Source organism: Methylobacterium hispanicum (assembly GCF_022179285.1).
In the GTDB taxonomy this organism is placed as follows: domain Bacteria; phylum Pseudomonadota; class Alphaproteobacteria; order Rhizobiales; family Beijerinckiaceae; genus Methylobacterium; species Methylobacterium hispanicum.
The window spans coordinates 21,542-44,418 of record NZ_BPQO01000037.1 but is presented as its reverse complement, the minus strand read 5'-3'; the positions used below and the strand labels follow the sequence as shown (position 1 = coordinate 44,418).

Below are 22,877 nucleotides of genomic sequence, written 5' to 3'. Positions count from 1 at the left end.
CGCTTCACACCACGGCGAGGGCGAGGGCCAGGACGGCGAGGCCGAGCACGATCCAGACGACGTCGTCGCCGACGAGCCCGCTGTGCGACGCGTTCAGCAGGGCTGCCGGCCCGGCGTGCAGCCGCCGGATGTGGGCGGCCGCCGCGGGTGCGACGCGGTCTCCGAACAGGGCGAACGCCGCGAGGAAGAGGGCGAGGCCGACGCTCGCGGCCGGCATCCAGGCTGCGCCGAGGGCCAGGGCGCCGGCGTCTCCCGGCAGCGCCGCCCGACCCGTGAAGGACCGGGTCCAGCCGGGCGCTGCCGCCACGAGCGCTCCGGTGGGCGCGGCGAGATCCAGGACGAGCAGCGCGCCGCAGGGCACGAACATGACCCAGTAGGCCCGGTTGCCGCGCTCCTGCTCCTCCAGGGTCGGTGCCCGCCCCTCGTTTCCGGGACGCCCGCCCCAGCCCAGGAAGATCCGTGCGCCCGCGCGCAGCACCGCCGCGCCGGTCATCGCGGTGCCGAGCAGGCTCGCCGCGAGCGCGAGGCGGTGGCCCCCGGCCTCCAGGGCGCCGTGGAGCGCCCTTGCCCCGAGATCGAGCAGGCCGACCGGAAGGCCGCCGAGCAGCAGGCCCGCGAGGCCGAGGGCGGCGCCGGCCCCCGCGAGGCCGCGGCCCCGCCCCCGCAGGGCGATCTCGTCGACGCTGCTGCGCAGCGCGAGCAGGATGCCGGCGACCATGAACAGGGCGCCCTTCACCAAGCCGTGCCCGACGACGTAGAGGAGGAGGCCGGCGGTGGCACCCTGCGAGAGCGCGCCGATCCCGACCAGCATGATCCCCGCATGGCTGATCGTCGAGAAGGCGAGCAGGCGCTTGAGGTGACGCTGGATCAGCGCCATCCAGCCGCCGAACAGCGCCGTGACGGCGCCCCCCGCGATCATGAACACGCCGACCGCGTCACGGATCTGCGCCGAGCCGCCGAACACGACCCAGACCAGCTTGGCCAGGCCGAACAACCCCATCGCCACCATGGCGCCGGAGAAGATCACCGAGACCGGGCTCGACGCGACCGCGTGCGCGTCCGCGAGCCAGAACTGGAACGGCACCACCGCCGCCTTGATCATCAGGCCCGCCGCCACGAGGCAGAACGCGGCCGCCGTGACCGGGTCGTGCCCGGCCCGTGCGACCGCGGCGGCGAGGTCGGCGAAGTCGAGGGCGCCGGCCCGGGCGTAGAGCAGCCCGATCCCGGCCAGCATCAGGATGCCCGCGAGGCTGTTCGTCACCGTGAAGGTCATCGCGCCCGCGATCGCCGCGTCGTCGAGGCGGTAGGCGGTGAGCGCGAAGGCCGTGACGCTCATCACCTCGAACCACACGAACAGGTTGAACAGGTCGCGGGTGAAGCAGAACCCCACCATCGCGGCGAGGAACAGCAGCATCAGGATCTGGAAGTGTCCGTGCGTCCTGTCGAAGAAGTTCCAGGCGAAGACGAGGGTCGCGGTGAACAGGAGCGCCGCGAAGGTCGCGATCCCGGCGCTCGCCGCATCGGCCGAGAAGCCGATGCCGAGGGCGGCGCCGTCGCGCGGCGTCCAGCCGCCGAACCACGTCACCAGGGGCCCCTCCGCCGAGGCCCGGCCCGCGATCGTCGCGCAGAGCGCCGCGACCGCGAGCGCCGTGAGGACGGCGACGAGGTCGGGCAGCCAGATCGGCAGCGCGCGCGAACCGATGAGCAGGAGCGCGCAGACGAGGAGCGGCAGGGCGACCGGGAGCGGCGGAAGCGCCGCCGCCGGAAGCGCCGCCGCCGGCAGCGCCTCGGTGGCGAGGACGAGCCAGTTCGGCATCAGGGCTGCGGCTCCGGCCGGGCTTCCCCCGCGAATCCGGCCTCGCGCGGTCCGGCATCGCGGGTTCCGGCGTTGCTGGGCGGGTGCATCGGCTTGAGCTTCTGGGGATCGAGGGTGCCCCGGCGCTTGAACACCTGGAGGGCGAGCACGAGCAGCAGCGCCGTGAGGGTCGCGCCGACCACGATGTCGGTGAGCACCAGGGCCTGCATCACCGGATCGACCGCGGGGGTGCCGGGCGGATGGTCGTAGAAGATCGGCGCGATGGCGTCCCGGCGGTAGCCGATGCCGAGGAGCAGCACGTAGGTCGCGGACTGGCAGACCGCGAGGCAGCCGATGAGGTGGATGTAGTTCCGGCTGGTCACGATGCCGTAGAGGCCGATGCCGAGGAGCCAGGCGGCGGTCGCGTAGGGGAGCAGGCTCACGCGTCGTCCCCCCCGTCCGCGCCGTCCGGGCGCGGGGCCCGCGTCTCCTCCAGGAATTCGAGCACGAGCTGGCTGAAGCCCGCGGTCACGGCGGCGGCGACGCCGAGATTGGCCACGAGGACGAGGCCGCCCGAGAGCAGGGCCCCGAAGGTGCCGAACGGCAGCACGTTCTGCATGAAGGCCGCGCCGACGAGCATCGGCCCGAGGCCGCAGAGCACGACGAGGAGCGCGCCCCCGCCCTCGATCGCGTCCAGCACGGCGCTGCGCACGCCCCGGCGCCAGCCCGCATACCCCTCGCCGAGGTAGATCAGCACGCAGGCCGAGGCCAGCACCGCGCCGCCCTGGAAGCCGCCGCCCGGGGTGAGGCTGGCATGGACGGTGACGTAGAGGCCGAACAGCGCGGTGAGAGGCCCGGCGATCCGGCAGGCGAGGATCACGGCCTCGCTGCGCGGCACGACCGCGCGACCCGGCAGCCGGGCCGCGCGGTCGCCGTCGCGCTCGCCCCGCCGGCCGCGCAGCAGCACGACGGTGCCGGTGACCGCGGCCAGGAGCATGAATTCCTCGCCCAGGGTGTCGAGCCCGCGCAGGTCGAAATTGATCGCCGTGACCATGTTGGCGATGTTGCGCTCGGCCGGCGCCACCGCGTTGATGCGGGCGCCGTAGGGGGCGATGGCGGTGCCGAATTCCGGCATCGCGGCGATGACCGCGAGGGCGCAGGGCGCCAGCACGAGGGCGGCGAGCCCGAGCAGGAGGACGCGCAGGCGCGGGCTCACACGTTCTCTCCGGAGCCGGCATCCTGGCCCGGCCGGTCCGTCCGCACCGCGCCGAGGGCGACCAGAACGATCAGCGGCACCGCGACGGTGCCCACGGCGATCTCCGAGAGCGCCACGTCCGGGGCCTGGAGCCCCGTGAACAGCAGCGCGAGGACGAGGCCGTTGGCCGAGAGGGCGAAGACCTGCCGGCGCGGCTCGCGGACCAGCACCACCAGGGTGCCGGAGGCGGCGCTGAGCAGGAAGAGCAGGGGTAGGACGACGCTCACGCGGCGGGTCCGTCGCGCAGCAGGAGGGCGCGTCCGGTGGCGTGCGCGAGCGCGGCGCCCCAGCCGAGCGTCAGCAGCATCACGAGAACCACCTTCACGGAGCGGACCGAGAGGCCGTCCGTCGCGAAGGCGGCGGCGCTGATCGGGAGCGCTGCGGCGGCGTTGAGGAAGGCGACGGCGTGGAGCCGGTCGAGCGCGCGGCGCAGGCGCAGCAGCGACAGGCAGGCGAGCCACGCCGCCGCGACGGTCAGGGCCAGCGCCAGCGGCACGAGGATGTCGGCGCTCACAGCCATCGCTCGAGGAAGACCACGAAGAGCAGGGTGCCGGGCAGGGTGAGGACCGTGAGCGTGAGGGCGAGGTCGATCGTCGAGGGCTGGTCGGTGGCGAAGCTGAGGCAGAGGAGCAGGATCACGCAGAGCGATCCGGCGAGCTGGACCGCGGCGAAGCGCTGCCCGATCCGCCCGCGGCAGCCGGCGACGAGCGCCAGGCCGAGCGCCGGCAGCAGGGCGAGCGTGGCGAGGGTCCAGGGCAGGAGCGGCGCGGCGGTCATCGGGCGCGCCGCCGTGCTCCGGTCCGGGCGCCGCCCCGGTCGCCTCGCGCGGGGCTCCGGTCCGCGAAGGCGTGGCTCTGCACCCGCCCGTGCACCGGATCGACGCGCAGGATGTAGCGCCCCGGCGAGAGCGAGGCCGCGAGCACCGCCACGGCGCGCTCGCCCGCCGCCTCGGGCCCCGGATCGGAGAGCGGGAAGCGCGTCAGCTCCGCCGCCGGGCCCTGCACGATCGACCCGTGCGGATAGCGCGCCGCGAGGCTCCGCCACAGCAGCCGACCGATCCGTGCCGTCTCGCCGGGCAGTCTGGCCACCGCCCGCAGGGCGGGGCGCAGTAATCCGGGTCGCAGCGCCAGCGCCCTGTGCCCGGAATGCGGCCGGCCGCGGTTCCAGACGGCGACGAGCCCCGCGCAGAGGGGACCCACGCACAGTTCCGCCGCCTCGAACGAGCCGGCGAGCAGGAAGTAGACGGCGGTCAGTGCGGCCCAGGCCGCGACGAAACGGATCACCACGCGCTCTCCCGGCCACGCCCTCCCTGCCGGCCTAAGGCGGCGCGCCAAGTCGTTACAACGCGATTTCCGATCCGTTCCGCGGAACTGTCCGGCTCTGCCGAATACTTTGCCTGGACGAGCCGGCCCGCGGGAGCCTTCCTGGCGGCCGCGCTTTTATGTCGTGGCGCTCGCTCGGCGCCGCGGGCCGGAGGGCCAGACCATGTGTGCGGGCCGCGGAAGCGGGGCGAGGCAAGCGGGCTACGGCCGCAGGCTGCCCGAGGTTCACTTCCGGTCGCGCGGCCCGCGCCGCCGGGCGGCCAACGAGAACCGGCAGGCGGCCCCGGGTCCGGTCGGCCTCGCCCTGTCGGCCCTCAGGCTGGCGACGTTGAGCACGGCAGCGCTGGCCGTCCTCGCGCTTCGCCTGCTCCCGTCGTCCTGACGCACCGAGGACCGAGTCCGGATGCCGCGCTACTTCTTCCACACGCATATCGGCGACGACGTGGTGGTGGACCCCGAGGGCAGCGAGCTGGCGGACTTGGAGGCCGCCCGCGAGGCCGCGCGGGTGCTGGCCCTGCAACTCCTCCAAGGCGCCGACGGCGATCCCGACTTGCTCAAGGCCGTGCTGTTCGTGGCCGACGAGGCCGAGGACGTGGTGCTGGAGTTTCCGCTGGTGGACGCGCTGGTCGCCGCGTCGGTGCCGGGCCCCGAGGGCGGGAGCGAGACGCTGCACTAGAGCCGTTCCCGGTGGCAACGCGATCGGGAACGGCTCCAACCTCTCGTCCTGACGCGCGCTCTTGCGCCGAACCGGCGTCCACTTCGGCGCAAGAGCGCTCGAGCCTGCGCGCGTGCGCGGCCTTTCGGCAGGCATGGGTCCGCCTTCGCGGAACGGCGGGACCGGCGGCCGGTTGGCTGAGACCAACAGACCCAGGGAGCCCGACATGCGAACCACGATCCTGGCCATTGCGGCCACGCTGGCCCTCGGGGCCGCAGCCCATGCCGCAGAGGGGGGCTCCGGGCAGACCCGCTCGGGCACGATGAACAGCACGGGGGCCAGCGATGCCGGCTCCGGTTCGTCTCCGGGCGCCGCCGGCAGCGGACCGACCTCGGGCAACGCCAGCCGGTCCGGTACGTCCAACAGCACGGGCGCCAACGATGCGGGCGCAGGGTCCACGCCCGGAGCGGCCGGCAAGGGAACCTCCGCCCCGACGCGCTAGACCGGTCGATTGCGGGCCCGGCGTGCGGCCGAAGCCAGGAACGGCGCGGTCGGGCCTGTCATGGAACTGGCATACGGAATGCTTAAGGCATCCGGGCCAATCACGGCATTCCTTTCGAGAGACCCACTCAGCCCGCCCGGCTCGCCGCGGCGGGCTTTTCTTCGGGTTCGTCCCTGCGCGCCATCCGGGCGGGATAATCCCGCGCCACCGTGTGCCGGGCGTGCAGCAGAGCCCGCCGAGCGGCCCGCGCCAGCAACGTCGCGACAGCGGCGGCTGCCGCCCCGGCGCAGAGCAGCAGGATCATCCCGATGCCCAAGATGGCGGCCGGCGTCATAAATGCAACTTTCAGAAGCGAACGAGGCATTTTCGGCAACCGCAGATGAATTCAGGCCCGGCCCTATACAGACATCATCATGTGCTGATCTGACGCGCGGGGTGCAATACGAATCCGCGCCGCTGCGTACTCGGCCTTGCGGGAAAGGGTTTACGGGCCGTGCATCCCGGCGCTCGATGCATCCCGCCTCCCGCCGCCGCTTAAGGTGCGACCGCTCCGGCCTGGGCTCGCCTCACGCGGCCTGCTCGATCGTGAACTCCATGCCGCGGCCCGGCCCCTGGTCGGCGTAGTCGATCAGCGCGAGGCCGCGCTCGGCGAGCGTCGCCTCGACGAGTGCGCGCTGCTTGCGCACCATCTGCCCCACCGCGAGAGGTGTGAGGCGCGGACTTGCCTGGCGCAGGCGATCGACGCCGATGGCGGCCGGCGTCCCCTCGCTCTCGGCGATGCGGGCCAGGGCCAGCCCCAGGTCGCGGGCCTTCGTCTCCGCGGCGGACATCTTCCTCGGTGCCATACCCAGCAGCCCCTCATACGGTTTCCGGTCGATGGGTTCGGCCGTGTGCGGTGAACCGCGCCGCGCCCCCTCTCCCAGAGGGAGAGGGTTGGGGTGAGGGGTATGACCTTACAGGACAGCGCTCGGCATCGACGCGCGTTCGGCGCCGCGCCCTACCTGGAAACCTCCTACCCCTCACCCGGCTTTCTGCGAAAGCAGGCCTCTCCCGATGGGAGAGGGGACCCGCGCTTCGTTCCAAGACGATGTGTTGGACCGAACCAATCAATCGTAAATCGTATCACAAAGCCCCTGAGCCGTCTGCCCGAAGAGCCCGTGGCTCCGCGCGAGGCCGCCCGGAGCGCTCCCGCGCGGGGCTGGGTTGTGGCTCCGCGCAAGAGCGCGCCACGGCAAGGATCTCGCGGCAAGGTCTCGCGGCAAGGTCTCGCGGCAAGGATCTCGCGGCAAGGATCTCGCGGCGAGAGCCTCGGCGCCAGAACCCGGAGCCGCACTCGCCGCAACCCGATCCGGAGGAACGCTAGCGCGATTCCGCGATGTGCTGCGCGAGGATCGCGTCGAAGGAGGCGTCGGCCTCGAATCCGAGGGCGTCGGCCGTGCGGGTGTCGAAGGCCTCCGGCCAGGTCTCGATGATCCGCATGATCGCCGGATCGGGCTCCCGCCGGATCAGGGCGACGGCATCCGCGCCGGCCGCGCGGCGCAGGGCCTCGATCTCCTCCGCCACCGTCGCCGAGATGCCCGGCATAGTGAAGGTGCGACGGGTGCCGAGACCCGAGAGGTCGAGGCCGGCCGCGTGCAGGAGGAAGCCGGTCGCGGCGCCCGGGCTGGCGAACCAGTGGCGCACCGTGTCGGGCACCGGCAGCACGGCCGGCAGCCCGGCGAGCGGCTCGCGCAGGATGCCGGAGAAGAAGCCGGAGGCCGCCTTGTTGGGCTTGCCCGGCCGCACGCAGATGGTCGGCAGGCGCAGGCCGATCCCGTCGAGGAAGCCGCGGCGGCTGTAATCGGCCAGCAGCAGCTCGCCCATCGCCTTCTGCACCCCGTAGGAGGAGGCGGGCGCCGGGATGAAGTCGTCGCCGATCACCGGCGGCAGCGGCTGGCCGAACACCGCGAGCGAGGAGGTGAACACCACCCGGGGCCGGTAGCCCTCGGCCTCGCTCAGCGCGCGGATCGCCTCGAAGAGCAGGCGGGTGCCGTCGAGGTTGACCCGGTAGCCGAGGTCCATGTCGGCCTCGGCCTCGCCGGAGACCACCGCGGCGAGATGGAAGACGATGCCGGGCCGCTCCTTGAGCGCCGCCGCGGCCGCCCCGGGCGCGGAGAGGTCGGCGGCCTCGACGCGGACCGGGCCGGCAAAGCCTGCCGGGGCCTCCGGCCGCACCACGTCCACCAGAGTGAGGCCGGTGAGCGGATCGTTGCCGACGCGGCCCGCCGCGACGAGGGCGGCGGTGAGGCGCCGGCCGATCATGCCCGCGGCGCCGAGGATCAGGACGTGCATGGGAAAACTCCGCTCAGCGCATCAGGTCGAGGGCGCGGGCGAAGAAGTCGCGCCCGCCGAAATTGCCGGATTTGAGGGCGAGCAGCATCGGCTCGGCGGACGCGGTGCGCAGCACCGGCACGCCGGCCGCGATCTCCGGCCCGACCCGGAAGGCCCTGAGGCCCAGATGATCGACCACGGCGCCCGAGGTCTCGCCACCCGCCACGACGAGCCGGCGCACGCCGCGCTCCACCAGGGCGGCGGCGAGCCGCGCCAGCGCGCCCTCGATGGCGTGGCCGGCGGCCTCGACGCCGTGACGGGCCTGCAGCGCGCGCACCGCCTCCGGGTCGGCGCTGCTGGCGATCAGGACCGGGCCCTGCCCGAGGTGCTCGCCCGCCCAGGCGATGGCCGCGTCCACGCCGTCCGCGCGCCCGATCAGGCGCTCGGGATCGAGGCGCAGCACCGGCATCAGGCTTTCCGCCGCCGCGATCTGCTCCAGCGTCGCCCGCGAGCAGCTGCCCGCGAGGCAGGCGGAGAGCCCGCCGACCGGCTCGGCCAGAACGTCGGCGGCCGGGTCGGGCGCTCCGGGGCTTGCAAGAGCCCGGGCAAGGCCGAGGCCGAGGCCGGAGGCGCCGCACGAGACCCGGTGGGCGAGCGCGGCGTGTCCGAGGATTTCCAGGTCGGCGTCGAAGATCGCGTCGGCGATCGCCGCGCCGACACCCTCCGCGGCCAGCGCCTCGAGGCGGGCGCGCACGGCGTCCGCCCCCCGCGCCACGGTCGCGACGTCCACGAGCCCGACCGGGGCCGCGCTCTGGCGGGCGAGCACCCGCACGAGGTTCGAATCCCGCATCGGGTTGAGGGGATGGTCCTTCAGCGGGCTCTCGTCCAGCGGCACGGCGCCCACGAAGAGGTGGCCCTGGTAGACGCTGCGCCCGGTCTCCGGAAAGGCCGGGGTGACGAGGGCGACGGCCTCGCCCGCATCCGCTCGCAGCGCGTCGAGGACGGGGCCGATATTGCCCCTGTCCGTCGAATCGAAGGTCGAGCAGACCTTGAACATCACGTGGCGGGCGCCGCGCCCGCGCAGCCACGCGTCGGCCGCCCGCGACAGGGCGACAGCGCGCCCCGGCTCGATCGAGCGGCTCTTCAGGGCGACGACGACCGCGTCGGCCTCGCCCAGCGCGAGGTCGTCGGCCGGGATGCCGATGGTCTGGACGGTGCGCAAGCCCGCCTTGGTCAGGGTGTTGGCGAGATCCGAGGCGCCCGTGTAGTCGTCCGCCACGCAGCCGAGGGCGAGGGGCACGGGGCGCGTCATCGGGCGTCTCCCCGGGCGGCGCGGTAGGGCGCGAACCAGCCGAGGCCCTCGACCGTTCCGGCGGCCGGGATGTACTCGCAGCCGACGAAGCCCGCGTAGCCGAGCCGGTCGAGTTCGGCGAAGAGGAAGGCGTCGTTCATCTCGCCGGTGCCGGGCTCGTGCCGGTCGGGCACGCTCGCGGTCTGGACGTGGCCGATCAGCGGCATCAGCGCGCGCAGCCGCATCGTGACGTCCCCGTGCAGGATCTGGCAGTGGTAGAGGTCGAACTGGAGCTTCAGGTTCGGCAGCTCGAGCTCCCGGATCAGCGCGGCGGCGGCGCCGAAATCACCCAGGAAGTAGCCCGGCATGTTGCGGGCGTTGATCGGCTCCAGCACGAGGTCGAGGCCCCGCTCGGCGAGCCGCTCGGCCGTCCAGGTCACGGCGCGGCGGTAGGCGTCCCGCGCCCGCGGGTCGCGCGGGTCGGCGAGGCCCGCCATCAGGTGCAGGCGGGCGACGCCCGTGGCCTCGGCGTAGCGCAAGCCCGTCTCGACGCCCGCCGTCAGCTCGTCGAAGCGCTCCGGGAAAGCCGCGATCCCGCGCTCGCCCGCCGCGAAGTCGCCCGGCGGCAGGTTGAACAGCGCCTGGGTGAGCCCGTGGCGGGCGAGCCGCTCGGCGATCGCCTCGGGCGGGTGCTCGTAGGGGAACAGGAACTCGACCGCGTCGAAGCCCGCATCCGCGGCCGCCGCGAAGCGGTCGAGGAAGGCGTGCTCCGTGAACATCAGCGTGAGGTTGGCGGCGAAGCGCGGCATGGCTCGTCTCACTCCTTCGCGGGCAGCGTCACGCCCGAGAGCTGGGCGTAGATCCGGGCCACCGAGGCGTCGTCGTCGCGGCCCATCCCGGCGCCCGACGCCGCCAGGAACATCTGCAGGGCGGCGGCCGCCACCGGCACGGGGTGGCGCTCGGCCCGGGCCATGTCCTGCACGATGCCGAGGTCCTTGACGAAGATGTCGACCGCGCTCTTCGGGCTGTAATCGCCCTCGACGACGTGGGGCATCCGGTTCTCGAACATCCACGAATTGCCGGCGGACGCCGTGATCACCTCGTAGACCTTGGCGAGGTCGAGGCCTTGCTTGGCCGCGAAGCTCATCGCCTCGCTGGCGGCGGCGATGTGCACGCCGGCCAGCAGCTGGTTGATCATCTTGAAGGCCGCGCCCTGGCCGGCGGCGTCGCCGAGTTCGTAGAGCCTGCCCGCCATGGCATCCAGGGCGGGGCGGGCCGCCGCGAAGGCCTGCGCCGAGCCCGAGGCCAGGAAGGTGAGGGCGCCCTCCGCCGCGCGGGCCGCGCCGCCGCTCATCGGCGCGTCGAGGTAGAGCCGGCCGGTCGCCTCCAGGCGCTGGGCGAGACCCCGGGCGATGGCCGGATCCATGGTGGCGGAGGAGACGAAGACGGCGCCCGGCCGCATGGTCCCGGCGGCGCCGTCCGGCCCGAACAGCACGGCCTCGGTCTGGGCGGCGTTGACCACGACGCAGACCACGACGTCGGCGCCCTCGGCCGCCTGGGCCGGGGTAGCGGCCCCGCGCCCGCCCGCCGCCTGGAAGCGGGCGACCGCCTCGGGGTTCACGTCGCAGGCGGCGACCGAGAAGCCCGCCCGCAGGAGCGAGGCCGCCATGCCGGCGCCCATCGAGCCGAGGCCGATCACCGCGGCGCGGCCTGTCTGAGTGGTGCTCATGGTGTGGGATCCTGGGTTGTTCGGGATCGGGGCGGCAAGGCCGCCGCAGCATTTCCCTCCCCCGCAGAGGGGGGAGGGAGAACGCGCGCTATCGGTTCACCAGCCGCTTCGGCGTCAGGAACACGCAGGCCGCGCCGATCACCAGCATCGCGGCGAGCGCGTACATGCCGCCGGCCGTGCTGCCGGTGGAGTCGCGCACCGCCCCGATCACGAAGGGTGCCACGAAGCCCGCGAGGTTGCCGACCGAGTTGATCAGGGCGATGCCGGCGGCGGCCCCCGTTCCGGCCAGGAACGCCGTCGGCAGCGACCAGAACAGGGGCGCGCAGGTGAGCACGCCGCCCGCCGCCACCGAGAGCGCCGCGATCGCGATCACGGTGCTGCCGGTGCTCGCCGCCACGACGAAGCCGACGGAGCCCGCCAGCGCCGGCACGATCAGGTGCCAGCGGCGCTCGCGCATCCGGTCGGCGCTGCGGCCGAGCAGGATCATCACGAAGACCGCGAACAGGAACGGGATCGCGCTGACGAGGCCGATGTTGAGGTTGCCCTGGATCCCGGACGCCTTGACGATCGTCGGCATCCAGAAGGTCAGGCCGTACTGACCCGTCACGAAGGCGAAGTAGATCAGGCTCATGAACCAGATCCGGCCGTTGCGGAACACGGTGGCGATCGAGTGCGGGCTCTCCGTCTTGCCCTCGCGCTCGGCCGCGATGTCGCGCTCGATCACGGCCTTCTCGGCCTCGGTGAGCCAGGCCGCGTCGGCCGGCCGGTTGTCGAGGTAGAGGAACACCGCCGCGCCGACCAGAACGGCCGGGATCGCCTCGATCAGGAACATCCACTGCCAGCCCGAGAGGCCGTAGGCGCCGTTGAAGGCGTCCATGATCCAGCCGGAGAGCGGGTTGCCGAAGATGCCCGACACGGGAATCGCCGACATGAACACCGCGATCACCCGGGCGCGGCGATGCGCGGGGAACCACGAGGTCACGTAGAGGATCACGCCCGGGTAGAAGCCGGCCTCGGCCAGCCCCAGCAGGAAGCGCATGATGTAGAACGAGGTCGCCGAGTTCACGAACATGAAGGCGCCCGAGATCAGGCCCCAGGTGATCATGATCCGGGCGATCCAGACCCGGGCGCCGACCCGGTGCAGGATCACGTTCGAGGGCACCTCGAACAGGAAGTATCCGATGAAGAACAGGCCCGCGCCCAGCCCGTAGACCGTCTCGCTGAACTTCAGCTCCTGCGACATCTGCAGCTTGGCGAAGCCGACGTTCACCCGGTCCAGGTAGGCGATCACGTAGCAGAGCATCAGGAACGGCACGAGGCGCCAGAACACCTTCGTGTAGGTCTGCTCGACGAAATCCTGCGGCGGCGCGGCGGCCCCCGGCACCGTTGCGGCCTGCACGGTCATGGGCGTTCTCCCTGTCGGCCCCTGAGCCCGGGGCGATCGTGGCGGCCGCTCTGACGGCGGCGCTCGGGACAGACGTATCCCGGAATGGCAGCGCTGCCAACATTTTTTGGGAGCGCTGCCAATTCTGTTGTGACGGACCGGGCCGCTTGTTATGTCGATGGGGCGCCGGGAGGGGCGGGGCATGACCATCCACCAGACACCGGGCCGTCTCGTGACGATCGCCGACGTCGCCCGGGAGGCGGGGGTCGGCGAGAGCACGGTCTCGCGCGTCCTGCGCGGCCAGGGCTCCTTCTCGAAGCGGGCGGGCGAGCGCGTGCTGGAGGCCGCCGCCCGGCTCGGCTACGTGCCGAACCGGCTCGCGGGCGCGCTCGCGGGCAACGCCGATTCGGCCGGCTCCCAGCTCGTCGGCGTGGTGATTCCCTCGCTCGCCAACATCGTGTTCCCCGACCTGCTGCGCGGCCTCACCGGGGCGCTGGACGAGGCCGGCTTCCAGGGCGTCGTCGGGGTGAGCGACTACGATCCGGTGCGCGAGGAGGCGCTGGTGGCCGGGCTCCTGTCCTGGCGCCCCGCCGCCCTCGTGCTGACGGGGTTGGAGCACACGGCGCTCACGGTGACGCGGCTGCGGGCGGCCGGCATCCGGATCGTCGAGATGATCGATACCGACGGGCCGGGCCTCGACATCGTGGTGGGCTTCTCGAACCGCGCGGTCGGGCACGCCAGCGCCCGCCACCTCGTCGGGCGCGGCTACCGGCGCATCGCCTATGTTGGGCACGACCTCGGCCGGGACGTGCGGGCGGCCAAGCGGCTCGCCGGGTTCGAGGCGGCGCTCGCGGAGGCGGGCCTTGCCCTGCATGCCCGCGAGCTGGTGGCCGAGCGCTCCTCGGCCGCCGCCGGCCGCGCCGCCCTGGAGGCGCTGGTGGCGCGCGCGCCCGACACCGACGCGGTCTACTTCTCGAACGACGACATGGCGCTCGGCGGCTACTTCGCCTGCCTCGGAAGCGGCTGGGCGGTGCCCGGGCGGATCGCGCTGTTCGGCTGCCACGCCCTCGACATCACGGCGGCCATGCCGCAGCCGCTCTCCACCATGCGCACGCCCCGCCTCGCCATCGGCCGGGCGGCGGCCGAGCACTTGCGCGCGGGCGGCCCGCCCGGGACGATCGATCTCGGCTTCGAACTGAGCGAGGGAGCCACCGCATGAGCGCCACCGAGAGCAGACTGCGCGAGGAGATCTGCCGCTACGGCCGCTCGCTGTTCGAGCGCGGCCTCACGCCGGGTTCGTCCGGCAACATCTCCGTGCGGCTCGACGACGGCGGCTGGCTGGTCTCGCCGACCAACGCCTCGCTCGGCTTCCTCGACCCGGCCCGGATCTCCCGGCTCGACGCCGGGGGGAACCTCGTCTCCGGCGACAAGCCCACCAAGGAGATCCCGCTCCACACCGCGCTCTACCAGAGCCGCCGGGAAGCGCGCGCGATCGTGCATCTCCACTCGACGCACGCGGTCGCGGTCTCGATGCTGCCCGAGATCGACCCGCGGGCGGTGCTGCCGCCGCTGACGCCCTACTACCTGATGCGCACCGGGGGCACGGCGCTGGTGCCGTATTTCCGCCCCGGCGACCCGGCGGTCGCCGACGCGATCCGGGGCCTGGCCGGCCGCTACAGCGCGGTGCTGCTCGCCAACCACGGGCCCGTGGTGGCCGGCGAGAGCCTGGAGGGCGCGGTCTTCGCCACGGAGGAACTGGAGGAGACGGCCCGGCTCTACCTGCTCCTGCGCAACCTCAACCCGCGCGCCCTCTCGCCCGCCCAGGTGGACGACCTCGTCGCCCATTTCGGGCTGACCCTGCCGGAGCACCGCGGCGGGTGCGGCGGCTGAGGGGGCTGCGGGCAAAAAAAGAGCCCGCCGGTGAGGCGGGCCTGTGAGGTGCTCTTGGGGATCGCATGGAGTATGGGATGAATGCGCCGGCTTCCGACCGGTTCCGTCCCACCGGCCCGAAACCCGCGAAAGCTTGACCGCGTGTGCTCTAGCGCACCCCGGCCCGGCGGGCCTGCATCCGCGCCTGGAGGCGAGCGCGCCGGGCGGCGATGACGGTGCCGTTGATCTCGCCGCCGAACAGGAACATCGCGGCGCACCAGTACAGGAACACGAGGAACACCATCGCGGTGGCCAGGCCCCCGTAGGTCGAGGCGTAGGCCGTCGAGAAGCGGTCGAGGTAGAAGCCGAAGCCGAGGCCCGCGAGGAACCAGAGCAGCAGCGTCACCACCACGCCCGGCAGCACCAGCAGGATCGGCCGACGCCCGGCCGCGACGAAGCGGTGGGCGATGACGAGCACCAGCCCCAGCAGGAAGGCCGTGATCCCGATCCGCGCGATCGCCACGGTGAGGCCGAGCGGCTCGAGCCCCGGCGCCACGTTGACGACGTTGCGCCAGATCAGCGGGCCCAGCACCACGAGCAGCGCGAAGGCCAGCATCGCGAAGGCGCCGCAGACCACGTAGCCGATCGATTCGAGCCGGGTCAGCCACCAGGGCCGCATCTCGCGGATGCCGTAGGCGCGGTTGAGCCCGACCCGCAGGGACTCGACGCCCGAGGACGAGAAGTAGAGCGCCAGGAGCGCGCCGATGGTGAGCACGCCGCCGCGCTGCTCGGTGAGCACCCGGTGCACCTCGCCGACGATGGGTTTGGCCACCTCCCGCGGCCACGCATCGAGGATCAGCACCCCGGCCTCGTCGGCGAGCGACTTCGACCCGAACAGGCCGGCGAGCGCCGCGAGCAGGATCAGGAACGGGAACATCGAGGTGAGCGTCGAGAGCGCGATGTGGCTCGCGATCGCCCAGCCGTCATGCGCGACGAAGCGCTGCGCGGCGAGGGCGGCGATTTCGAGGAGGCGGCGCAGGCGCGAGGCGGGACGCATGTCGGGACCGGTCTCTACACCGGATCCGCGCGGAGGCTAGAGCCGTTCCCGATCACGTTGCGAGCGGGAACGGCTCTAGCCTCTCGTCCTGACGCGCTCTCTTGCGCCGAACCGGCGTCCCCTTCGGCGGAGAGCGCTCTCGAGCGCGCCCGCCCGTCCCGGCGCGAAAGCGTGGCGCCGGCCACGCGTTCGTGACACACGGTCCGGCCCCTGCCGCGTCCTGTCCCCGATGACCAGCTCCATCCCAGCCCCGGCGAATCCGGCCCTCCGCCTCGTGCCGGGGCTCTTCGTCCTGATCTGGTCGACCGGCTTCATCGTGGCCCGGCTCGTCGCCCCCCACGCCGAGCCGCTGACCTTCCTGATGCTGCGCTACGCGCTGAGCGTCTGCGTGCTCGGCACGCTCGCCTGGGTCGCGGGCGCGCGCTGGCCGGTGGGCTGGCGCGGCTGGCGGGACGCGCTCCTCGCCGGGATCCTGCTCCAGGGGATCTACCTCGACGGGGTGTTCTGGGCGGTGAGCCGCGGCCTGCCGGCGGGCCTCGCCGCGCTCGTGACGAGCCTGCCGCCGCTGTTGACGGCCCTCGTCGCCGGGCCGCTGCTCGGCGAGCGGGTCTCGCCCCGCCGCTGGCTCGGGGTCGGGATCGGCGCCCTCGGCGCCGGGCTGGTCCTGCTGCCGAAGATCGGCGTGGGCGCAGGCGCGGTCCCGCTCGACGCGCTGGCGATCTGCTTCGGGGCGACCCTCGCGCTCACCGGCGGCACCCTCTGGCAGAAGCGCTTCGCGGCCACCGTCGATCTGCGCACCAACGCGGCCGTGCAGTTCCTCGGCGCCGGGCTGATGACGCTGCCGCTGGCTCTCCTGCTGGAGGAGGGGCGCTTCGACGCCAGCCTGCCGGCGCTGGCCGGCCTCGCCTGGGCGGTGCTCGGCCTCTCGGTCGGCGGCGTCCTGCTGCTGCTCGGGCTGATCCAGCGACAGGCGGTCGCGGGCGTCTCCGCCCTGTTCTACCTCGTGCCCGCGGTCTCGGCCGTAATGGCCTACGCCCTGTTCGGCGAGACCCTGGCCCCCGTGCAGGTCGCCGGCATGGCGGTCGCCGTGGTCGGCGTGGCCCTGGCGAGCCGGGGTTGAAGGGGACGCACCCGCATTGCACCATGGTGCAATGCCCCCGGCATTCACTTCCCTTTGCGGGCGGTGCAAATAAAAAAATATCTCCGGATTCGCGGGACGCCCTATAACGGGCTCAACCGCGATCTCGATTCAATTCAGGGTCTCAGCATGTCCGCCTCCCCCGCCTTCCAGACCGAACCGCAGGACGTCGTCGCCCTGTCCGCCGAGGCGGGCGCGGCGGCCAAGAAGCTCGTCGCCGAGGCGACGCGCCGGGTGCGCACCCGCGTGCTGGGCCCCGACGGCAAGATCGACGCCGCCCGCCTCGAGACCGAGCAGCACGCCGCCCACGGGCTGGCCTGGCTCGCCGTCTACGGCGAGGCGGTGCGCGAGCTCGGCACATACGCGGCCAGCCTCCGCGAGGCCGGCCAGCTCGGCGAGACCGAGACGCTCCTCGTGAAGATCGGCGCGGGCGAGTATCTCGACCAGATGTTCGGCGGCATCCCGATGAGCCAGGGCGAGATGGTGCGCCCGACGGGCTCGCTCGGGCTCTCGGCGAAGGAGCTGGCGCAGTTCCGCACCGAGGCCGTCGAGGCCATGATCGCGGACGGCAACACGCCGGAGAACCGCGCCGCGCTGGTGGCCAAGATCCGCGAGGGCGGCGGCTCGGCCACGATCGGCGCGTCCGGCCTCGACGAGGACATGGAGGCGATCCGCTCCGAGATGCGCCGCTTCGGCAAGGCCGAGGTGGTCGATCAGGCCCACGAGTGGCACCTGAAGAACGCCTACATCCCGATGGAGATCGTCCAGAAGATGGCCGAACTCGGCGTCTTCGGGCTGACGATCCCCGAGGAGTACGGCGGCATGGGCATGCCCAAGACCGCGATGTGCGTGGTCTCGGAGGAGCTGTCGCGCGCCTATATCGGCGTCGGCTCGCTCGGCACCCGCTCGGAGATCGCCGCCGAACTCATCCTCGGCGGCGGCACCGAGGAGCAGAAGCAGCGCTTCCTGCCCAAGATCGCCAGCGGCGAGATCCTGCCCACCGCCGTCTTCACCGAGCCGAATACCGGCTCCGACCTCGCTTCGCTGCGCACCAAGGCGGTCAAGGACGGCGACACCTGGAAGATCTCGGGCAACAAGACCTGGATCACGCATCCCGTGCGCGCCGACATCATGACGGTGCTGGTGCGCACCAAGCCGGAGGAGAAGGGCCATCGCGGCCTGTCCATGCTGATCGCCGAGAAGCCGCGGGGCGACGACGCGAATCCCTTCCCGGTGGAGGGCCTGTCGGGCGGCGAGATCGAGGTGCTCGGCTACCGCGGCATGAAGGAGTACGAGCTCGCCTTCGAGAACTTCTCCGTTCCGGGCGACAATCTCCTGGGCGGCGTCGAGGGCAAGGGCTTCGCCCAGCTGATGCAGACCTTCGAGTCGGCCCGCATCCAGACGGCGGCCCGCGCCATCGGCGTGGCCCAGTCGGCCCTCGACATCGGCCTGCGCTACGCTGAGGAGCGGGTGCAGTTCGGCAAGGCGCTGATCAATTTCCCGCGCGTGGCCGACAAGCTCGCCATGATGGCGGTGGAGATCAACATCGCGCGCCAGCTCACCTACTTCTCGGCCCGCGAGAAGGACGAGGGCAAGCGCTGCGACCTGGAGGCGGGCATGGCGAAGCTGCTGGGCGCCCGCGTCGCCTGGGCGGCCGCCGACAACGCCCTGCAGATCCACGGCGGCAACGGCTTCGCGCTGGAGTACCAGATCAGCCGCGTGCTCTGCGACGCCCGCATCCTCTCGATCTTCGAGGGCGCGGCCGAGATCCAGGCCCAGGTCATCGCCCGCCGCCTGCTCGAAGCCGCCTGATACGGCCTCGGGTCGATGGGTTCGGCCGCGTGCGGCGAACCGCGCCCTGCCCCCTCTCCCAGAGGGAGAGGGTTGGGGTGAGGGGTATGACCTGACAGGATTGAGCACGCGGCCGACGCGCGTTCAGGGCAGCGTCCCGTCCGGACGCCTCATACCCCTCACCCGGCTTTCTGCGACAGCAGACCTCTCCCTACGGGAGAGGGGATCCGCGCTTCGTTCTGAGACGATGCGGTCCTCCGCCCGGCCGCGCGGGGCCACCCGCCGTGGCTGCCGCGCGCGGGGCACCGGAGATCCCGAACGGCGCATACCCTAGAGAGGGTGTGCTCTACACCTCAGGTTGGCATAACCTCCGAGGCCGAGGTCGGGCGCCCGCCGATTCGCGTGCCCGGCCCCGGAGGGAGGCCCAGCATGGCCAAGGCAGCGTCCGCCGCGCCCGACCGCACGTTCGACGTGCTGCGGGACACGATCGACTTCCGCGATACCCTCTACGTACCCACGCTCGTTCGGATCGCCGGCGCCTCCGACCTCGCCGCCTACCGGGCCTACGGGATCCCGGTTCTGGACCAGGGCCGCGAGGGGGCCTGCACCGGCTTCGCGCTCGCCACCGTCGCCAACTACCTCCTGCGGGCGCGCGGCAACGACCCCTCGGCGAGCGAGGTCAGCGCCTGGATGCTCTACACCATGGCCAAGCGCTACGACGAGTGGCCGGGGGAGAGCTACAGCGGATCGAGCGCCCGCGGCGCCATGAAGGGCTGGCACAAGCACGGCTTGTGCGCGCTGCGGCTCTGGCGGGACGGGCAGGATTCGACCTTCACGGAGGAGCGCGCCGCCGACGCGATCCAGCGGCCGCTCGGGGCCTATTTCCGCGTGAACCACAAGGATCTCGTCGCGATGCACGCGGCGATCACCGAGGTCGGCGTGCTCTTCGCCACGGCGCGGGTCCACCCGGGCTGGCAGGCCGTGCGCGAGGGCGACGACAGCATCGCCTATCGCCAGGGGGACATCGGCGGCCACGCCTTCGCCATCGTCGGCTACGACCGGGACGGGTTCTGGATCCAGAACAGCTGGGGGCCGGACTGGGGCAGCGGCGGCCTCGCCCGTCTCTCCTACACGGACTGGCTCATCAACGGCTCCGACGTCTGGGTGGCCGCCCTCGGCGCGCCCGTGCGGTTCGAGCAGCCCGTCGCCAACGCCCCGATGATGTCGGGTGCCCCGCGCAGCTACGAGAGCCGGACCTACGCCGACCTCCGGCCCCACATCGTCATGGCGGGCAACGACGGCGTGCTCGACCCGAACGGCGCCTACGGCCTGACGCCGGACGGCCTGCGCAACATCATCGTCGAGCGCCTGCCGCGCCGCGTCGCGGCCTGGAGGACGAAGCGGGTCGTCCTCTACGCCCATGGCGGCCTCGTGAAGGCGGAGAGCGCGATCCAGACGGTGGCGAACAACCTCGAGACGCTGATGCGCGAGGAGGTCTACCCGATCTCCTTCATCTGGCACTCCGACGCGCTCACCACGCTCTCCAACATCCTGCGGGAGGGCCTGCTCGGTCGCCGCAGCGAGGGCGTCCTCGAGGCCGCCACCGACTTCATGTTCGACCGCGTCGACGACACGCTCGAGCCCCTGGCCCGCCTCCTCGGGGGCAAGGCCCTCTGGGACGAGATGAAGGAGAACGCGGAGGGGGCGACGACGAACAGGGCCGGGGCCGCCCGCCTCACGGCCGACCACCTGGCCGACCTCCACGCCCGCGGGGCGATCGAGGAGATCCATCTCGTCGGGCACAGCGCCGGCGCCGTCTTCCACGCCCGGCTGGCGGCCTACCTCGCCGGCAAGCAGGTGCCGATCCGGAGCCTCTCGCTCTGGGCCCCGGCCTGCACGGTGAAGGTCTTCAACCGGGTCTACAAGCCGCTGATCGCCCGGGGCGCGATCGAGGCCTTCGACCTCTACACGCTCGACGACGCCACCGAGCAAGCCGACGATTGCGCGGGCATCTACCACAAGTCCCTGCTCTACCTCGTCAGCGCCGCGCTGGAGGAGGTGCCGCGGATATCGGGCGGGACGGCGCTGCTCGGCCTGCAGCGCGATGCCGAAGGGGCGATCCCGAGGGGGTTCTGGCAGGCCCCAAAGACCCGGTGGCTCGTCGCGCCCGGGGCGGCGAGCCGGGCGACACATCACGGCGATTTCGACGACGACGGCACGACCCTGCTCACCACGCTTGCCCGGATCACCGGCCGGGGAACGTCCGCGGCCGCCATCCAGGTGGCCGAGACGACGCGGAACGCGTCGCCGGTCAGGATCAGGCGCGCCCGCCGCAGGCTCTGCGCGGCTTTGGTGCCGCTTCCGGTCCCGCCGACGCGCTGAGCCCCCGTGCCCGGGCGAGCCGGTCGCGAGCAGGCGCTCCGCGACCCGCGGCCTACTTGGTGATCTTCACCGAGACCGGGTCGCTCGACGGGAAGGTCTCCTCCAGCGCCTCGTCCAGCCGCTCGTTCAGCGGCTCCTGCCGGTTGTCTGGGTTCGCCTTGTCGCCGGGCTTGGCGCTACCCTGTTGGAAGCCGGGCTTCTCGACGTTCGTCTTGCTGTCCTGGTCAGCCATGGCGGTCCTCGCTGGGTCGGGGGATGCACCCGTGGGTGCATTCGGGCGTCAACGCGAGGGAGCGGCAGGTGTTGCAAGCCGTTTACCGAGCGCGGGCTAGGATGGCGCCGCCCTGACAGACCCGGCGCGCGGGCGGCGACCCGGAGGCGCCCGATGCACGTCGTCGTCCTGGCCGAGTTCGCCGCCCCGAGCGGCGGGGCCGAGAAGGTCGCCCTCGAATCCGCCCGCGGCCTCGCCGAGCTCGGGCTCGCCGTCAGCTACCTGCAGGGTGTTCCCGGGCCGGTCGATCCACTGCTCGATCATCCGCGCATCCGGCGCGTCGAACTCGGCCTGCCCGACATCTGGAACCGCGGCGCCGTGGTGGGTGCCGTCTCGGGCGTCTGGGACCGCGAGGCGGCCGCGCGGGTGGGCGCGGCGCTGGCCGCCCTGCCGCGAGCCGACATCGTCCACCTGCATCAGTGGACCCGCAGCCTCTCGCCGAGCGTCTTCCCGGTCCTGTTCGCGGCGGGCGCGCCGGTCCTCGCGACGCTGCACGATTACTTCCTCGCCTGCCCGAACGGCGTCTACTACCGGTTCGACCGGGCCGAGCCCTGCGCCCTGCGCCCGATGTCCGCGGCCTGCATCGCCGTCCCCTGCGATTCGCGCAGCCGCCTGCACAAGCTCGTTCGGGTGGCCCGCACCGCCGCCCTGGGCCGTGCGATCGGGGGGCGGCCGCTTCACCTTGTCCATGTCTGCGAGGCGAGCCGCGCCCGCATGGGCGCCCTGTTCGGCGGTGCGGCCTTCCACCACCGCCTCGACAACCCGGTGCGCGTCCGGTTCGAGGCGCCGGCCACCCCCGAGAGCGGCGACGCGGTGGTCTATCTGGGCCGCCTTACCCGCGAGAAGGGCGCCGACCTCGTGGCGGAGGCCGCGCGCGCGGCCGGCCTGCCGGCCCTGTTCATCGGGACCGGCCCGCTCGAGGCGGAGCTGCGCGCGGGCGGGGCCGAACTCCTGGGCTGGCAGGCACCGGAGGACGCGCGGGCGATCCTGCGGGCGCGGGCGCGGGCACTCGCCGCTCCCTCTCGCTGGTACGAGACCGGGCCGCTCACCGTCTACGAGGCGCTCGCCGCCGGCATCCCGGTCGTCACCTCCGAGCGCTCCGGCGCCTCCGAGAAGGTCCGGGATGGGGAGACCGGCTTCGTCGTCGCGCCGGAGGCTGAAAGCCTGGCGCGCGCCTTCGCGCAGTTCCGGGACGATGCGCGGGTGGCCCGTCTCGGGCGCGCCGCGCACGCCCGGTTTTGGTCCGCACCTGCGACCATCGCCGCCCACGCCCACGCCGCGGCGGATCTGTACAGGCGGATCCTGGCGGACTGCGCCGCCCCGATCGGCTGTGCGGTGCAGCATGTTTGCGCGGAGCAGACGCCTCGCGGGGTGTCGGCACCGTTCTGATCGCTATCGTGCGGCGGTTCCGGCCTGAAAGTCTTGACTGATAGCGAGTCAGCGGTCCAAGATCGGCAGTGTCCGGGCCGGTTCTTTATCAAAGGATAAGACACCGGTACGAGCGCATGGACACCCTTTATTCCGCCACACTGCGGATTGGTCGGCGTCGGTATCTTCGGTCCAGGTCGGCGTGCGCCCGCATCGTCCGCGAACATTGTGCGGGGTCGGTCTTCACAAGAGTTCGGATTTGAACAGTGCAGGTCTGCGCTGGCGCTTGACCTTTTTGTTGCAATGCAACATATCTCCCTCGCCAGCCATGGCCGACCCGGCCGGGCTGCCCCGGTTTCACGAGCGGAGACAACCATGCAGACCCAGAATTTCGAGATCCCGGCCGAGCTGCGCGACTTCGCCGACAAGAGCGTCGATCAGGCCCGCAACGCCGTCGGCACGCTGATGACGAACGCCCACAAGGCCGCCGATCAGTTCCAGAAGGGCGGCCAGACCTTCCAGGACACCGTCCAGGCCGCGGTCGCCAAGGGCTTCGACCACGCCCAGGCCAACGCCAACGCCGCCTTCGACCACGTGCAGAAGCTCGTCCGCAGCAAGGACCTGCGCGAGGCCTACGAGATCCAGGCCGAGTACGTGCGCAGCCAGTTCTCCGCCCTGCAGGCGCAGGCCAAGGAGTTCGGCAGCCTCGCACAGAACGCTGTCGCGCGCTGAGTTTCCGGCCCGTCGATGGGCCGACC

General features: G+C 72.5%; 26 protein-coding genes. 10 read left to right on the top strand and 16 right to left on the bottom strand.

Going from position 1 to position 22,877, the window contains the following annotated elements:
• Window positions 1-4 precede the first annotated feature (4 nt).
• The 7 genes from MFF56_RS28335 to MFF56_RS28305 are packed head-to-tail and all read right to left on the bottom strand — an operon-like array spanning window position 5 to window position 4,333.
• Window positions 5-1,816 carry a complex I subunit 5 family protein gene (locus tag MFF56_RS28335; RefSeq protein WP_066920103.1) on the bottom strand — a complete coding sequence of 604 codons (1,812 nt, stop codon included), beginning with the start codon at window positions 1,814-1,816 and terminating at the stop codon, window positions 5-7.
• A complete protein-coding gene (locus MFF56_RS28330) occupies window positions 1,816-2,238 on the bottom strand; it encodes a sodium:proton antiporter (RefSeq protein ID WP_066920099.1) in 423 nt (140 codons plus the stop codon). Before MFF56_RS28330 ends, MFF56_RS28335 begins: the two co-directional genes overlap by 1 nt.
• Window positions 2,235-3,011 (bottom strand): MnhB domain-containing protein, encoded by a 777-nt coding sequence (locus tag MFF56_RS28325; RefSeq protein ID WP_066920087.1) that lies wholly within the window; start codon window positions 3,009-3,011, stop codon window positions 2,235-2,237. Before MFF56_RS28325 ends, MFF56_RS28330 begins: the two co-directional genes overlap by 4 nt.
• Window positions 3,008-3,277, bottom strand: coding sequence for a Na(+)/H(+) antiporter subunit B (locus MFF56_RS28320; protein ID WP_066920086.1), 270 nt, complete (start codon window positions 3,275-3,277; stop codon window positions 3,008-3,010). Before MFF56_RS28320 ends, MFF56_RS28325 begins: the two co-directional genes overlap by 4 nt.
• Complete coding sequence (locus MFF56_RS28315) at window positions 3,274-3,564, bottom strand: monovalent cation/H(+) antiporter subunit G (protein ID WP_238231866.1); 291 nt, start codon at window positions 3,562-3,564, stop codon at window positions 3,274-3,276. The genes MFF56_RS28320 and MFF56_RS28315 overlap by 4 nt, the downstream gene beginning before the upstream one ends.
• Entirely contained in the window at window positions 3,561-3,827 is a 267-nt protein-coding gene (locus tag MFF56_RS28310) for a monovalent cation/H+ antiporter complex subunit F (protein ID WP_066920084.1), read from the bottom strand. The genes MFF56_RS28315 and MFF56_RS28310 overlap by 4 nt, the downstream gene beginning before the upstream one ends.
• Complete coding sequence (locus MFF56_RS28305; protein WP_156453567.1) at window positions 3,824-4,333, bottom strand: hypothetical protein; 510 nt, start codon at window positions 4,331-4,333, stop codon at window positions 3,824-3,826. Before MFF56_RS28305 ends, MFF56_RS28310 begins: the two co-directional genes overlap by 4 nt.
• A 202-nt stretch (window positions 4,334-4,535) precedes the next feature.
• Here MFF56_RS28305 and MFF56_RS28300 point away from each other — a divergent pair, with 202 nt between their 5' ends.
• The 3 genes from MFF56_RS28300 (at window position 4,536) to MFF56_RS28290 (ending at window position 5,529) form a co-directional block, all read left to right on the top strand.
• Entirely contained in the window at window positions 4,536-4,754 is a 219-nt protein-coding gene (locus MFF56_RS28300) for a hypothetical protein (protein WP_066920081.1), read from the top strand.
• Between the two features lie 21 nt (window positions 4,755-4,775).
• Complete coding sequence (locus tag MFF56_RS28295) at window positions 4,776-5,048, top strand: DUF6894 family protein (RefSeq protein ID WP_066920079.1); 273 nt, start codon at window positions 4,776-4,778, stop codon at window positions 5,046-5,048.
• Window positions 5,049-5,253: 205 nt separating this feature from the next.
• Window positions 5,254-5,529, top strand: coding sequence for a hypothetical protein (locus MFF56_RS28290; protein ID WP_082772929.1), 276 nt, complete (start codon window positions 5,254-5,256; stop codon window positions 5,527-5,529).
• A 127-nt stretch (window positions 5,530-5,656) separates the two neighbouring features.
• On the opposite strand, the gene MFF56_RS28285 is transcribed toward MFF56_RS28290, so the two are convergent.
• The 7 genes from MFF56_RS28285 to MFF56_RS28255 form a co-directional block, all read right to left on the bottom strand.
• Window positions 5,657-5,863, bottom strand: coding sequence for a hypothetical protein (locus tag MFF56_RS28285; protein ID WP_066920077.1), 207 nt, complete (start codon window positions 5,861-5,863; stop codon window positions 5,657-5,659).
• A gap of 232 nt (window positions 5,864-6,095) precedes the next feature.
• Window positions 6,096-6,374 (bottom strand): adenylosuccinate synthase, encoded by a 279-nt coding sequence (locus MFF56_RS28280; RefSeq protein ID WP_066920069.1) that lies wholly within the window; start codon window positions 6,372-6,374, stop codon window positions 6,096-6,098.
• A gap of 514 nt (window positions 6,375-6,888) precedes the next feature.
• Window positions 6,889-7,860, bottom strand: coding sequence for a D-erythronate dehydrogenase (denD, locus tag MFF56_RS28275; RefSeq protein ID WP_066921533.1), 972 nt, complete (start codon window positions 7,858-7,860; stop codon window positions 6,889-6,891).
• A gap of 13 nt (window positions 7,861-7,873) precedes the next feature.
• Complete coding sequence (otnK, locus tag MFF56_RS28270) at window positions 7,874-9,139, bottom strand: 3-oxo-tetronate kinase (RefSeq protein WP_238231873.1); 1,266 nt, start codon at window positions 9,137-9,139, stop codon at window positions 7,874-7,876.
• A gap of 8 nt (window positions 9,140-9,147) precedes the next feature.
• Window positions 9,148-9,939: a 2-oxo-tetronate isomerase gene (gene otnI, locus MFF56_RS28265; RefSeq protein WP_238231863.1), complete on the bottom strand. Its 792-nt coding sequence runs from the start codon at window positions 9,937-9,939 to the stop codon at window positions 9,148-9,150.
• Window positions 9,940-9,947: 8 nt separating this feature from the next.
• Window positions 9,948-10,859, bottom strand: a complete 912-nt coding sequence (gene ltnD, locus MFF56_RS28260; RefSeq protein WP_066918115.1) for an L-threonate dehydrogenase — start codon at window positions 10,857-10,859, stop codon at window positions 9,948-9,950.
• A gap of 88 nt (window positions 10,860-10,947) precedes the next feature.
• Entirely contained in the window at window positions 10,948-12,264 is a 1,317-nt protein-coding gene (locus tag MFF56_RS28255) for an MFS transporter (protein WP_066918116.1), read from the bottom strand.
• A gap of 181 nt (window positions 12,265-12,445) precedes the next feature.
• On the opposite strand from MFF56_RS28255, the gene MFF56_RS28250 reads away from it, so the two are divergent.
• Window positions 12,446-13,462 (top strand): LacI family DNA-binding transcriptional regulator, encoded by a 1,017-nt coding sequence (locus tag MFF56_RS28250; protein ID WP_066918117.1) that lies wholly within the window; start codon window positions 12,446-12,448, stop codon window positions 13,460-13,462.
• The gene (gene otnC, locus MFF56_RS28245; RefSeq protein ID WP_066918118.1) at window positions 13,459-14,133 is read left to right on the top strand and encodes a 3-oxo-tetronate 4-phosphate decarboxylase; all 675 of its coding nucleotides are present in this window, start codon (window positions 13,459-13,461) and stop codon (window positions 14,131-14,133) included. Before MFF56_RS28250 ends, otnC begins: the two co-directional genes overlap by 4 nt.
• A 148-nt stretch (window positions 14,134-14,281) precedes the next feature.
• On the opposite strand, the gene MFF56_RS28240 is transcribed toward otnC, so the two are convergent.
• A complete protein-coding gene (locus MFF56_RS28240; protein ID WP_066927435.1) occupies window positions 14,282-15,169 on the bottom strand; it encodes a YihY/virulence factor BrkB family protein in 888 nt (295 codons plus the stop codon).
• Between the two features lie 229 nt (window positions 15,170-15,398).
• Here MFF56_RS28240 and MFF56_RS28235 point away from each other — a divergent pair, with 229 nt between their 5' ends.
• From MFF56_RS28235 to MFF56_RS28225, 3 genes are all read left to right on the top strand, one after another.
• The gene (locus tag MFF56_RS28235) at window positions 15,399-16,289 is read left to right on the top strand and encodes a DMT family transporter (RefSeq protein WP_066927437.1); all 891 of its coding nucleotides are present in this window, start codon (window positions 15,399-15,401) and stop codon (window positions 16,287-16,289) included.
• A 147-nt stretch (window positions 16,290-16,436) separates the two neighbouring features.
• Window positions 16,437-18,119: an acyl-CoA dehydrogenase family protein gene (locus MFF56_RS28230; RefSeq protein WP_066927439.1), complete on the top strand. Its 1,683-nt coding sequence runs from the start codon at window positions 16,437-16,439 to the stop codon at window positions 18,117-18,119.
• A gap of 408 nt (window positions 18,120-18,527) precedes the next feature.
• Entirely contained in the window at window positions 18,528-20,480 is a 1,953-nt protein-coding gene (locus MFF56_RS28225) for a C1 family peptidase (protein WP_066922788.1), read from the top strand.
• Window positions 20,481-20,532: 52 nt separating this feature from the next.
• Here MFF56_RS28225 and MFF56_RS28220 read toward each other — a convergent pair whose 3' ends face one another.
• A complete protein-coding gene (locus tag MFF56_RS28220; RefSeq protein WP_066922786.1) occupies window positions 20,533-20,712 on the bottom strand; it encodes a hypothetical protein in 180 nt (59 codons plus the stop codon).
• 153 nt (window positions 20,713-20,865) lie between these two features.
• On the opposite strand from MFF56_RS28220, the gene MFF56_RS28215 reads away from it, so the two are divergent.
• Both MFF56_RS28215 and MFF56_RS28210 read left to right on the top strand, forming a co-directional pair.
• A complete protein-coding gene (locus tag MFF56_RS28215) occupies window positions 20,866-22,140 on the top strand; it encodes a glycosyltransferase (RefSeq protein ID WP_066922784.1) in 1,275 nt (424 codons plus the stop codon).
• Between the two features lie 354 nt (window positions 22,141-22,494).
• The gene (locus tag MFF56_RS28210) at window positions 22,495-22,851 is read left to right on the top strand and encodes a phasin (protein WP_066922782.1); all 357 of its coding nucleotides are present in this window, start codon (window positions 22,495-22,497) and stop codon (window positions 22,849-22,851) included.
• The last annotated feature ends 26 nt before the right edge of the window (window positions 22,852-22,877 follow it).